The sequence below is a fragment of the Stenotrophomonas sp. YJH_SMC_110 genome (genome assembly GCF_059369255.1).
Genome location: NZ_JCAFSM010000009.1, coordinates 74,527 through 87,038, shown reverse-complemented (window position 1 = coordinate 87,038; position 12,512 = coordinate 74,527). Strand labels below are relative to the sequence as shown.

Here is a 12,512-nt window from a genome sequence, read left to right as displayed (position 1 = left end):
TGCTCGGCTTTCATGCACATCGACACATGCAGCCGAGCATGGGCTCGGCTCTACAGGTCCATGCGCGGCAGCGTCTGCTTCAACTGCGCGATGCCCTGCCATGGGTCACTCTTCAGGCGTTGCGCCCTCGCCAGCGCCTTGCCCATGGGAAAGGCGTCGGCAGCACTGATACGCGCCAGTTCCTCCCAGCGCAGCGGCACTGCCACACCGGCGGAATCGCGCGCGCGCAGCGACCACGAGCACACGCTGGTGGCCCCTCGGGTGTTGCGCAACCAGTCGATGAAGATGACGCCACTGCGCTTGGCCTTGCTCATCGTCGCCACATAGCGATCAGGTTGCTCCTTTGCCATTGCCTGCGCAAAGGCCTCGCAGAACGCCTTCGCCTCGTCCCAGCCGGCCTTGGGCTGCAGCGGTACCACCACATGCAGCCCCTTGCCGCCAGACAGCCGCACGAAGCTCTCCAGGCCCACCTGCTGCAGACGATCACGCACATCACGTGCACCCGATTTCACCTGTGCCCAGCTGACGCCGTTGCCAGGATCGAGATCGAATACCAGTCGATCCGGATGCTCGGTGTCTGCTACGGTCGCACCCCACGGATGCAGCTCCAGCGTGTTCATCTGCACCAGCTGCAGCAGGCCCCGTGCGTCGTCGATATAGACATAGTCCTCGCGGCCGCTCTTCTGCTGCAGGGGCACCGCGTGCACCGCGTCGCCCAGGCCGGGGCCATGATGCTTCTGGAAGAAACAGGCCTTGCCCACCCCATCGGGGCAGCGCAGCAATGACAGCGGCCGTCCGGCAATTTCGGGCAGGATCCAGCGCGCCATGCGCCGGTAATAGTCGGCCACGTCGCCTTTGCCCAGTCCCTGACTGGGAAACACCACCCGCTCCGGATGCGTGATCTGGACCTCACCCCCGGCTTCAGCAACTGCTGTTGCGTTGCTCATTCCCAGGTCCTCCTTCTGCTTGTCGCTGCGCAGCCGCTTGAAACTGGCCTGGCGCAGCAGGCCTTCCTTGCCCCAGCCACGGAACGCCACTTCCGCCACCGTCACCGGCTTCACCCAGCGCACGCTGGCGGCGCGGAACGGCACATGCGCCGGAAGCTGCAGCACGGGCGTCTTTACTGCCAGTGGCTGCAATGCCTTGAGCAGCGCGCGCAGGTTCTCGTCGTCGAAGCCGGTACCGACGCGGCCCACATAGCGCAGACCCTCCTTGTCCGGCGTTGCCAGCAACAATGATCCGAAACCCACCCGCGAGCCCCTGGGGGCCGTGTAGCCGACAATCACGAACTCGTCGGTGTCTTCGTGCTTCACCTTCACCCAGCTGCGCGCGCGGGTGTTCACGTACGGCGCGTCCACCTGCTTGCTGACGATGCCTTCGAATCCGGCCTGGCCACTGGCATCGAACACCTGCGGGCCCTGGTCGATCACATGTTCGCTGAAGGCCAGGATGCCGGGCACCGGTCCGATGAGATCCTTCAGCAGCGCTTTGCGTTCCAGCAATGGCGCACGACTGATGTCCGCGTTGGCCACACCCGGAAGATCGAACACGATGTAGCGCAGCGGTTGCTTCGAGCTTCCATCGATCACGCGCTGCAACGCTGCGAAATCGCTGCGCCCTTCCTTGTCCAGCACCACCAGCTCACCGTCCAGGCGCGCATCGCGCACCGGCAGCGCCTGCACGGCCTGCACGACCTCGGGGAAGTCATCGGTCCAATCCAGGCCATTGCGGGAGCGGAGCTTCACCTCGCCGTCGTGCAGATCGGCCAGCAGGCGATAGCCGTCCCACTTGATCTCGTGCAGCCAACGCGCGCCGTCCGGCGCGCTGTCGCGATGATCGGTCAATTGCGGTTTGAACCCATGCGGGTAGGGCGTGTCACGTGCGCCGTCCAGTTTCAGCGCGCGCGCATGCCAGCGTGCATCGGCCTTGCGGGTAGCCGTGCGTGCGGCGGGCACAGCACGCCCTGCCTTCCCCTCAGTGCGCTTCATCACGGTGGATGCGCGCTTGGGCACGTGCGCGTCCAGCAGATCGTCTGCTTCGGCATCGCGCGCCTGCTCGTCGTCGCGCTTGATCAGCAGCCACTGCACCTGGCGTCCCTTCATTGCCGTGCGCACCAGCTTCCAGCCACCGGCCAGGCGTTGTCCATGCAGTACGAAGTCGATCTTTCCAGCTGCCAGCGCCTGCAGTGGATCGCCTTCGCAGGCCCAGGTGCCCTGATCGAACACCTCCACGTGCCCCGCGCCGTAGTGGCCTTCGGGAATGTCGCCCTCGAAGCCAGCGTAGGACAACGGGTGATCTTCCACTTCCACGGCCAGCCGCTTCTCGCCGACGCGAAGCGAAGGACCTTTCGGCACCGCCCAGCTCTTCAGCACGCCGTCCATCTCAAGGCGGAAGTCATAGTGGCGCGAACTGGCATGATGCAGCTGGATGACGAAGGTTGGCCGCCGCTGCGGATCACCGCGTGCGGGTGTGTCGTCAGGCTCCGGCGTCTGCCCTGTGCCTCCGCCAAGCCGGCGCTTGCGCCGGTACTGGTGCAGCGACATGGTTCAACCTGCCTTGCGCCGTGGTGCGGCCTTCTTCGCAGCCTTCTTCGTTGTCTTCTTTGCGGCCTTCTTCACCGTCGACTTTGCAGCTGCCTTGCGCGTTGCGGCCTTCTTCGCCGGCGTGCGCTTGTTCGCATCCAGGCTCTTCTGCAGCAACGCCATGAAGTCGACAACGTTCGTTGTCGCATCCTCGTGTGGTGCGGGCCCATCTTCCACCCGCGTGGTGCCGCCCTTGGACTTGATGCGCTTGTTCAGCACCTGCTGCAGGCGCTCGCGGAATTCATCGTGGTAGTGCGATGGGTCCCAATCGCCGGACATCGACTCGATCAACTGCTCGGCCATCGCCGTTTCCTTGCTGGTGATGCGGTAGTCGGACAGCTTGCCGGCAGGCAGCTTGTAGTCCTCGGGATCCACCAGTTCCTGCGGATAGCGCAGGATCATCAGCACCAGCGCGTCCGCATGCGGCATCACCGCACACAGGTACTCGCGCGTGCGCACCACCACCCGGGCAATGCCTACCTTGCCGGTACTGCGCAGCGTTTCGCGCAGGAGCACGTAGCCCTTTTCGGCCTTCTTGCCGGGCACCAGCAGGTACGGCTTCTCGTAGTAGCGCGGGTCGATCTGCGCTGCGTCCACGAAGGATTCCACCTCCACCGCTTCGTGGCTTTCCGGCGCCGCCGAGCGGATGTCGCCTTCCTCCAGCACAACATAACTGCCCTTGTCGTACTCATAGGCTTTGACGATGTCCTTCCAGGGCACTTCCTCGCCGGTGTCGGCGTTGACCCTTTCGAAACGGATCGGCTTGCGATCGCGCGAGTCGAGCATGCGGAACTGCAGGTCAACCTTGCGTTCGCCGGACATCAGCGACACCGGCACATTGAGCAGTCCGAAGGACAGCGTACCGGTCCAGATCGGGCGGGCCATGGACGCACCTCTGATGGGGCAGGGCACCCAGCTTCAGATGGGCGGTGTAAACCACCCGTGTCGATACCGTGCACGTGGGTTCCACGCAGGTGCGGTAGTGCCGGCCGCCGGCCGGCAGAGCTCGCGGCCTCAAGTGTCCTGGGGTTGCCGGCCAGCGGCCGGCACTACTGCAGCAACGGCCTCACCGCCGCCGCCGGAATATGGTCCAGCGCGCGCCAGGCGTCCTCCACCACCGGTCGCGCCTGCGACCAGCCCAGCCGCGACTGCCCGCGCATCTGTTCCCAGTGCTCGGCCAATTCCTCGCAGGTATCGGCAGCGTCACCGCGCGGCCAGTCGGCAGCATGGGTGGTCAACGCGAAGGCATAGACCGGGCACAGGTCACGCCAGTTGCGATGACTTTGCCCGCGACGTTCCTCGTAGTCACTGAGCATGTACTGCAGATAGTCCTGGGCCACCGCCTGCGGATCCTCATGGCGGCGCGTGCGGCGCTGCGCGGTACGTTGGCCGAGCGGATCGAGCAGGGCGTTGAACACGGACGGTGCGGGTCGTTCAAGACGGGGCATGGCCGGCTCCTGCAGCGGGGCGGGTGGGCAGGAATACGCGCGGTGCCGTTACCAGCGGGTGAGCGAGATGTTCATGACGCCAGGTTCGCGGCGGCTTTACCTGCGTCGCGGTGTAGTGGGAACCCCGAGCGCAGGTAGCCAGACCATGAGCCGAGAGACCTCCCGCGACCCGCTGCGCGCAAACCACCCGCCCATTCCGGGCGAGCAGCGCGGCAAACGCGATGCCGACAACGCCGACTACCGTGGCACCGGCGCACCGTTCTTCGATGCCGAGCACGGGAGCGACCATCTGCCGGTGAAGCACGAGGCTGAACAGGCGGCGCAGGACCGCAAGGATGGCGGTGACCGCCATCGCGGTGGCCAGGAAAGCCCGCTCAAGCGCCGCGAACGCAAGCAGCGCGCCAGCGACAACCAGGACGAAGCGCTGGAGGAGACCTTCCCGGCCAGCGACCCGACATCGCCGTTCGTGCCAGCCAAGGCCCCCGACTGACGGGTAGTGCCGGCCGCTGGCCGGCAACCTCCTGACGTCCTGCACGGCGCGATGCCGGCCAGCGGCCGGCACTACCCCTTCAACGCCACGACCATTGCAGGCCGACGTTGGCCCGCCGTCCCGGTCCCGGTTCGTAGAAGCGCCCGTTGCCATCGTTGACGATCACCGAGCCTATGTAGGCCTGGTCCAGCACGTTCTCCATCCGGGCGAAGGCGCGCAGCTCGCCACCCGGCAGGGCCCAGCGACGGCCGCCTTCCAGATGCAGCAGGGCGAAGCCGGGCGCGCGTTCGGTCGCCACGTCGTTGACTACGGTATCACTGCTGGCGGAGGCCTCCAGCGCCCACTGCCACTGGCCGGGCGACCATTGCAGCCGGGCAGAGGCCTGCTGGCGCGGTACCCCGGGCAGGCGGCTGCCGGCGGCAACCAGGGTGTTGGAGGTGAGGTACGGCGAACGCGCCTGCGCCTGCAGCCAGGTCCACGCCAGCTGCAGCTCCAGCTGCTCGGCCAGCGGCTGGCGATACTGCAGTTCCACACCCTGGCGGCGGGTGCGGCCGATGTTGCGATAGGTGCTGCGACCGCCGATGTTGCTGGCAACTGCCAGCTCATCGTCGGTATCTGCACGGAACAGGCTGACATCGAGCTGGGTTCCATCCTGTGCGTGCCACTTGCTGCCTAGCTCCAGGCTGCGGCTGCGGGCGGCCGCCAGATCCAGCGCCAGACCCGCCTGACCATCGGCGCGATACCCCAGCTCGTTGAAGGTGGGGGTCTCGAATCCACGCCCCACGGCGGCATGCAGGCGCCACTGCGGGCTGGCCTCGAAGCTGACGCCTGCCACCGGCGTGGTCGCCTGGTAGCGCCGGTGGCCACTGTCATCCGGGTTGCGGGTGGTGATGTAGCGATCGTCCGAGTCGAAACGCACCGCGCTGTGGCGCACCCCGGCCAGCAGCGACCAGCGCGGACTCCATTGCCACCAAGCCTGGGCGAACTGGTCCACGTTCTGCACGGTATCGATCTGGTCACGGCGCAGGCGCCCGCGCACCCCGAGGGCGCTGCCCACGAAGTTCTCGTAGCCGGTGCGGTGCTGGCGCTGGCGGTCGGCGCTGAGCCCGGCCACCAGGTCCAGCGGCCGGCCGGCCAGATCGCCGTGCCAGCCCCAGCGCGCGTCCAGCCCGCCATACCCGCCCTGCAGATCGATCACGCCGCCGGCATGCAGCGGGCTGTTGGTCTGGGGTGCCGGCGGAATCGGCAGGTATTGGGTCACCGTGCGTTGGCCGGCATAGCCCATCAATTGCCAGCGCTGTGCCCCGGTCTCCCGGGTCCAGCGCAGGCCAGCCTGCTGCTGGCGCACCGATTTGCGGGTGTTGTACTGGTGCGCGACTGCCGTGGCCTGGCGCGGATCAGCCGCCACCTGGGCACGGCTCAGGCCCAGCGGATCCTGCGCATCGGGGGCATCCAGCGCATTGAGCAGCAGCTCCAGCCGCCCACCGCCCAGATCACCACCAATGCGTGCGTTGAGCGATTCGCGGCGCGCACGGCTGTGGTCCCGCCAGCCATCGGTGCGGAAGTGGTTGGCCGCGATGTTGTAGTCCAGCGCTGGGCCGGCACCCTTGAGCTGTGCGCCGACACTGAGGGTGTTGTCGGCGCCGGCATTCACGCGCAACCGCCACGGGTCACCGGCCTGGCCCTGCGCGCTCCAGACCTGCAGCACGCCGCCGGAGGAATTGCCGTACAGCGCCGAGAACGGCCCGCGCAGCACCTCGATGCGCTCGGCGCCCAACAGGCTGGCATGCGACAGCTGGCCCTGGCCGTCAGGCATGGTGGCCGGCACGCCGTCGATCAGCACCCGCACCCCGCGCACGCCGAAGGTCGAGCGTGCGCCGAAGCCACGAATCGACAGCTGCGTGTCCTGGGCGAAGTTCTGCCGGTCACGTGCCAGCAGTCCGGGGACCCCGGCCAAGGCCTCAGACAGCTGCGCACCGGTGCCCGCGCGGCTGGCGTCGATCCAGACCGTGTCCTGGCTGGCCGGCAGCGCGAACGGATCGATGCCCGGCACCCGGGCGGCCTGTACCTGCACCGCAGGCAGGGCGGTGGGCGCAGGCTCGGCCACCGCCGTCCAAGGCGACAGCAGCAGGGCGGACAGCGGCAGGCAACGGCGTCGTGCGGCGGGATTCATGATTCAGGTTGATGGATCGGGCGGCAACGCACGCCATGGTACGGGGCCGCGGATGACGATGGCGGCGGCCAGCCCCGGCAGGCTTTGTTACGATGGGCTGTTTCCGGCCGAAAAGCCGCGGACCGCGTAGCGCACTTCCTCCCCCTTTCCGTCTACCGAACGAGTACCGCCGTGTCCTTCTTTGCAAACGTGGAACTGGTCCCAGGCGACCCGATCCTGGGCCTGACCGAGGCGTACAACGCCGACAGCCGCCCGACCAAGGTCAACCTGGGTGTGGGCATCTACTACGACGAGAGCGGCCGCATTCCGCTGCTGCGCGCCGTCAAGCAGATCGAGCAGCAGCTCGCCGCTGAAGCCAAGCCGCGCGGCTATCTGCCGATCGATGGCCTGCCGGCGTACACGCAGGCGACGCGTGAGCTGGTGTTCGGCAAGGATTCGCCGCTGCTGGCCGCCGGCCGCGTGACCACCGCGCAGACCGTTGGTGGCAGCGGTGCGCTGCGCGTCGGCGCCGACGTGCTGAAGAAGCTGCTGGCGCACGCCACCGTTGCGCTGAGCAACCCGAGCTGGGAAAACCACCGTGCGGTGTTCAGCGCCGCTGGTTTCGAGGTGCTGGATTACACCTACTTCGACCCGGGCACCCATGGCGTCGATTTCGACGGCATGCTGGCCGACCTGGGCAAGCTGGAAGCCGGCACCGTGGTGCTGCTGCACGCCTGCTGCCACAACCCCACCGGCGCTGACCTCACGGTCACCCAGTGGAAGCAGGTCGCGCAACTGCTGAAGGACAAGCAGCTGTTCCCCTTCATCGACATGGCCTACCAGGGCTTCGACAAGGGCATCGAGCAGGACGGCGCAGCGGTGCGCATCATCGCCGAAGCCGGCATCGACAGCTTCATCGTCGCCAACTCGTACTCCAAGTCGTTCTCGCTGTATGGCGAGCGCGTGGGTGCGCTGTCGATGGTGGCGCCGACCGCCGCTGACGCCAAGGCCGTGCAATCGCAGGTCAAGCGCGTGATCCGCACCATCTACTCCAGCCCATCCACCCACGGCGCTGCACTGGTGGCCGGCGTGCTGACCAACCCGGAACTGCGTGCGATGTGGGAGCAGGAGCTGACCGAGATGCGCGAGCGCATCCACGCCCTGCGCCACGGCCTGGTCGAGAAGCTGGCCGCTGCCGGTGCACCGCAGTTCGGTTTCATCAACGAGCAGGCCGGCATGTTCTCCTACTCCGGCCTGAGCCGTGAGCAGGTCGAGCGCCTGCGCGACGAGTTCGGCATCTACGCCGTCGGCACCGGCCGTATCTGCGTGGCCGCGCTGAACCAGAACAACCTGGAATACGTCGCCAAGGCCGTGGCCACCGTCGCCAAGGGCTGAAGCAACGCTCCAGTAGCTTGAGGACAAAGGCGCCGAAAGGCGCCTTTGTTTTTTGCGCCCTGGTCTCTGTAGAGCCGAGCCTACGATCGGCTTGTGCGGCATGAAGGACGAAGAGCAGCCGAGCGCGGGCTCGGCTCTACAGAAGGAAGGCGCCACGAGCGCAACGCATCTGGAAACGATTACGCCTTCCCGCGCTCACGCACGCCCCCGCCAGACGGGCGACAATAGGCGTTTTCCCGCTGCCGAGACCTGCCCGCTCATGTCCCGTACTTCGTTGACCCGCTTCCTGATCCAGGAACAGCACGCCGGCCGCATCAATGCCGACCTGCGCCAGCTGATCGCGGTCGTCGCCCGCGCCTGCACCAGCATCTCCATCGCCGTCAGCAAGGGCGCCCTCGGTGGCGTGCTCGGCGACGCCGGTACCGGCAACGTGCAGGGTGAAGCGCAGAAGAAGCTCGACGTCATCAGCAACGAGATCCTGCTCGAAGCCAACGCCTGGGGTGGCCACCTCGCCGCCTGCGCCTCGGAGGAAATGGACCACAGCCAGCCGGTGCCGGACATCTATCCCCGCGGTGATTTCCTGCTGCTGTTCGATCCCCTCGATGGCAGCTCCAACATCGACGTCAACGTCTCCGTCGGCACCATCTTCTCCGTGCTGCGCTGCCCGACCAATGTCGAGCTGCCGGGCGACGACGCCTTCCTGCAGCCGGGCAGCAAGCAGATCGCCGCCGGCTACTGCATCTACGGGCCCAGCACCCAGCTGGTGCTGACCGTCGGCCATGGCACCCACGCCTTCACCCTGGACCGCGAGAAGGGCGAGTTCGTGCTGACCACCGAGAACATGCAGATCCCGGCGGCCACCCAGGAATTCGCGATCAACATGTCCAACCAGCGCCACTGGGAAGCGCCGATGCAGGCCTACGTCGGCGACCTGCTGGCGGGCAAGGAAGGCGTACGCGGCAAGAACTTCAACATGCGCTGGATCGCCAGCATGGTGGCCGACGTGCATCGCATCCTTACCCGCGGCGGCATCTTCATCTACCCGTGGGACAAGAAGGACCCGTCCAAGGCCGGCAAGCTGCGCCTGATGTACGAAGCCAACCCGATGGGCCTGCTGGTCGAGCAGGCCGGCGGTGCCGCCTGGACCGGCCGCGAGCGCATCCTCGACATCCAGCCCGACCAGCTGCACCAGCGCGTGCCGGTGTTCCTCGGTTCGCGCGAGGAAGTGGCCGAGGCCGTGCGCTACCACCACGCACACGACGACGCACAGGGCTGACAACCGATCGCCTGACGGCGGTCATGGCAGATCGATGACATGACCGTGGGGTGACACCGAGGGCGGCAAACGGCACCATCAAGCCGTTGCCGCCTAAGGAATGCACGCATGCACGAGCAGGGCCCGGTCGATTTCATCGAAGTCATCCACAACGCCGTCCCCAGCGAGGTCTGCGCGGCGATCGTCGAGCGCATGCGTGCGACGCGTGGCCTGCTGCCCGGTGCGGTGGGCAGTGGCGTGTTCCCGGAACTCAAGCACAGCAAGGATCTGCGCATCAGTGGCCTGGACGGCTGGCAGGATGTTGATCAGCAGCTGCAGATTGCGGTGTTCAACGGCCTGCTGACTTATCTACGCCGTTATCCACAGGCGTTGATCGCCCCACTGATGTTGCAGATCCAGGACAGCAACGGCCAACCGCGACGCCTGTCTGCCGAGGACTTCCCCGACATGCCGCAGCAGCAGCTGGCCGACCTGGCCCGCACCTGCCTGCGCCCGGGTGCGATCAACCTGCAGTGGTATGCGGCGGGCGAGGGCGGCTACCCGTACTGGCACTGCGAGCTGTACCCGAAGGATGCGCAGGCCGAGACCCTGCACCGGCATGTGCTGTGGACGCTGTACCTCAACGACGACTTTGACGAAGGTGAAACCGAGTTCCTGTTCCAGGGCCGCAAGATCGCGCCGCGTACCGGCAGCCTGCTGATCGCCCCGACGGCGTTCACCCACACCCATCGTGGCAACCGGCCGCAGGGTGGCGACAAGTTCATCGCGACGAGTTGGATCCTGTTCCAGAGTGCGCAGAAGTTGTTTGGAGGGTAATGCCGAGCTGCTCGTCGGCCGCGTATGTAGAGTCGAGCCATGCTCGACTGATGGACTCAGAACAACGAGCCCTGCGGCGACTCCTTCTTCGGCGGCAGCGGCTTCTGGAAACGGCTGCAATCCAGCTTCGGCCAATGGCTGTTCTGTGCATTGAAGCCCAGACGCTTGCGTGCCAGCTTGAAGCGGTTGTTCAACAGATCGGCATACACGCCCTGGCCACGCATACGCGTGCCGAACTGGCTGTCGTAGTCCTTGCCACCGCGCAGCTGCTGGATGGTGCTCATCACGTGCGCAGCGCGATCGGGATGGTGCGTATCCAGCCAGTCGCGGAACAGCGGTGCCACTTCCAGCGGCAGGCGCAGCAGCACGTAACCGGCGGTGCTCGCACCTGCGCCGTGCGCAGCCTCCAGCACGGCTTCCAGCTCGCTGTCGTTGATCCAGGGAATCACCGGTGCCACCATCACACCGACCGGAATGCCGGCGTCATGCAGGCGCTTCATCGCGCGCAGCCGTGCATGTGGCGCTGATGCACGCGGTTCCAGCTTCGCGGAAAGATGCGGGTCCAGCGAGGTCACCGAGAAGTGCACGCTGACCAGGTTCTCCGCGGCCAGCGGCGCGAGCAGATCGATGTCGCGCTCGACCAGCGCGTTCTTGGTGATCAGCGAGAACGGATGCCGGGTCTCCAGCATCACTTCAATCAGCTGGCGGGTCAGCTTGAACTTGCGTTCGATCGGCTGGTACGCATCGGTGTTGATGCCCAGTGCGATCGGCTGCGGCACATAGCCCGGTTTCGACAGTTCCTTGCGCAGCAGCTGCGGCGCATTGGTCTTGGCGAACAGCTTGGTCTCGAAGTCCAGCCCCGGCGACAGGTTCAGATAGGCATGCGAAGGGCGGGCGAAGCAGTACGAGCAGCCGTGCTCGCAACCGCGGTAGGGATTCACCGATTGACTGAAGCCGACGTCGGGCGAGTTGTTGCGGGTGATGATGCTGCGCGCGGTTTCGGCGCGTACTTCGGTGCGCAGGCGCGGGGCGAGGAACTCTTCGCTTTCGTCGACCGCCCAGCCGTCGTCCACCGCCTCGCTGACGGTGCTTTCAAAGCGCCCGGCAAGGTGGGACGTGGAACCTCGGCCCTTGATCGCAATACCCATTGCGGCAGGGTACGTCGTGGCCGTCTCAATGGCTGCGACGGCCGCCTGAAGGGTTCAGGTCGAGGGTGAGCCGAGCGTGGACTCGGCTCTACAGTTGATGCAGAGACCTTGTGGAGCCGAGCCTACGCTCGGCTGCAATGCATCAGAGCAGCGCCAGGTACCCGCGCACGGTGGCATCCAGCCCGTCATACAGTGCCTCGCCGATCAGCGCGTGACCGATCGACACCTCCAGCACCTCCGGCACGTGGGCCAGGAAGTCGCGCAGGTTGTCCTGCGACAGGTCGTGGCCAGCATTGACACCCAGGCCGACGGCCTGCGCTCGTCGGGCAGCAGTGGCGAACAGCGCCAGCATCGCATCGGCATCGCCCGCCGCATGCGCCTCTGCATAGGGCCCGGTATACAGCTCGATGCGGTCCGCCCCCACCTCGGCTGCCTGCTCCAGCAATGGGTTGCCCGCGTCAACAAACAGGCTGACCCGACACCCCATGGCCTTCAGCGCAGCCACCAGCGGACGCAGGCGCTCGGCATCGCGTTCGAAGTCGAAACCGTGGTCGGAGGTGATCTGGCCGTCATCATCGGGGACCAGGGTGGCCTGCGCCGGACGGGTCTGTTCGCACAGCGGCAGCAGCCCCGGGTAGCCCTCGCGCGGCGGCGCGAACGGATTGCCTTCGATGTTGAATTCAACGCCACGCGCGCGGGTCAGCGTGGACAGGGCCAGCACGTCCTCGGCGGTGATATGCCGGCGGTCCGGCCGTGGATGCACGGTGATGCCATGCGCGCCGGCATCCAGGCAGGCCTGGGCGGCACGCACCACGTCCGGTTCGGCGCCGCCGCGCGAATTGCGCAGGACGGCGATCTTGTTGACGTTGACGCTGAGCTGGGTCATGGAACGGAACTACTTGGAAAGAGGGGACGGGTCGTGGTCGTTGTGGTCGTCAGTGCGGCGGGCCTGGGCCTGTTCGCGCAGGCGGCGCAGCTCCTCGGCATCGATCAGCGTGGCCGGGTCGCGCTGCAGGTCGCCGAAACGGGCCACGTAGCGGCCGCGCACCCAGGCCAGCAGGAAGCCGAGCGCCGCCAGCAGGCACAGGGTCATCAACCCCGCGCTCGGGGTCTTCAGGGCGAAGGCAAAGCAGCCCAGCGCCAGCAGCAGGTACAACCAGTACATAGTCGGGCTCCCCGGATGATCGCCGCAGTGTAGCGCTGCG

Annotated in this window: 11 protein-coding genes; 4 read left to right on the top strand and 7 right to left on the bottom strand. The window is 66.7% G+C overall.

What is annotated here, in order from left to right:
- Window positions 1-50: 50 nt before the first annotated feature.
- The 3 genes from ligD to AC5P6H_RS16260 all read right to left on the bottom strand — a co-directional run bounded on the left by ligD (window position 51) and on the right by AC5P6H_RS16260 (window position 4,030).
- Window positions 51-2,543, bottom strand: a complete 2,493-nt coding sequence (gene ligD, locus AC5P6H_RS16270) for a DNA ligase D (RefSeq protein ID WP_495202884.1) — start codon at window positions 2,541-2,543, stop codon at window positions 51-53.
- A 3-nt stretch (window positions 2,544-2,546) separates the two neighbouring features.
- Entirely contained in the window at window positions 2,547-3,467 is a 921-nt protein-coding gene (gene ku, locus AC5P6H_RS16265; protein ID WP_495202883.1) for a non-homologous end joining protein Ku, read from the bottom strand.
- A 164-nt stretch (window positions 3,468-3,631) separates the two neighbouring features.
- Complete coding sequence (locus AC5P6H_RS16260; RefSeq protein WP_014035432.1) at window positions 3,632-4,030, bottom strand: hypothetical protein; 399 nt, start codon at window positions 4,028-4,030, stop codon at window positions 3,632-3,634.
- A 145-nt stretch (window positions 4,031-4,175) separates the two neighbouring features.
- Between AC5P6H_RS16260 and AC5P6H_RS16255 the strand changes: the two genes are divergently transcribed.
- The gene (locus AC5P6H_RS16255; RefSeq protein WP_014645419.1) at window positions 4,176-4,520 is read left to right on the top strand and encodes a hypothetical protein; all 345 of its coding nucleotides are present in this window, start codon (window positions 4,176-4,178) and stop codon (window positions 4,518-4,520) included.
- Window positions 4,521-4,599: 79 nt separating this feature from the next.
- Here AC5P6H_RS16255 and AC5P6H_RS16250 read toward each other — a convergent pair whose 3' ends face one another.
- The gene (locus tag AC5P6H_RS16250) at window positions 4,600-6,693 is read right to left on the bottom strand and encodes a TonB-dependent receptor family protein (RefSeq protein ID WP_495202882.1); all 2,094 of its coding nucleotides are present in this window, start codon (window positions 6,691-6,693) and stop codon (window positions 4,600-4,602) included.
- Window positions 6,694-6,864: 171 nt separating this feature from the next.
- On the opposite strand from AC5P6H_RS16250, the gene AC5P6H_RS16245 reads away from it, so the two are divergent.
- The 3 genes from AC5P6H_RS16245 to AC5P6H_RS16235 all read left to right on the top strand — a co-directional run bounded on the left by AC5P6H_RS16245 (window position 6,865) and on the right by AC5P6H_RS16235 (window position 10,159).
- Window positions 6,865-8,067: an amino acid aminotransferase gene (locus AC5P6H_RS16245; protein ID WP_495202881.1), complete on the top strand. Its 1,203-nt coding sequence runs from the start codon at window positions 6,865-6,867 to the stop codon at window positions 8,065-8,067.
- A gap of 259 nt (window positions 8,068-8,326) precedes the next feature.
- Window positions 8,327-9,343 (top strand): class 1 fructose-bisphosphatase, encoded by a 1,017-nt coding sequence (locus tag AC5P6H_RS16240; protein WP_032957939.1) that lies wholly within the window; start codon window positions 8,327-8,329, stop codon window positions 9,341-9,343.
- 108 nt (window positions 9,344-9,451) lie between these two features.
- On the top strand, window positions 9,452-10,159 hold the full coding sequence (locus tag AC5P6H_RS16235) for a 2OG-Fe(II) oxygenase (protein ID WP_032957940.1): 708 nt from the start codon (window positions 9,452-9,454) through the stop codon (window positions 10,157-10,159).
- Between the two features lie 56 nt (window positions 10,160-10,215).
- Here the strand turns inward: AC5P6H_RS16235 and AC5P6H_RS16230 are convergent, their stop codons facing one another.
- From AC5P6H_RS16230 to AC5P6H_RS16220, 3 genes are all read right to left on the bottom strand, one after another.
- The gene (locus tag AC5P6H_RS16230) at window positions 10,216-11,307 is read right to left on the bottom strand and encodes a PA0069 family radical SAM protein (protein ID WP_032957941.1); all 1,092 of its coding nucleotides are present in this window, start codon (window positions 11,305-11,307) and stop codon (window positions 10,216-10,218) included.
- Window positions 11,308-11,449: 142 nt separating this feature from the next.
- On the bottom strand, window positions 11,450-12,193 hold the full coding sequence (locus AC5P6H_RS16225) for a pyridoxine 5'-phosphate synthase (RefSeq protein WP_014645413.1): 744 nt from the start codon (window positions 12,191-12,193) through the stop codon (window positions 11,450-11,452).
- A gap of 9 nt (window positions 12,194-12,202) precedes the next feature.
- On the bottom strand, window positions 12,203-12,472 hold the full coding sequence (locus tag AC5P6H_RS16220; RefSeq protein WP_014645412.1) for a hypothetical protein: 270 nt from the start codon (window positions 12,470-12,472) through the stop codon (window positions 12,203-12,205).
- Between the last annotated feature and the right edge of the window lie 40 nt (window positions 12,473-12,512).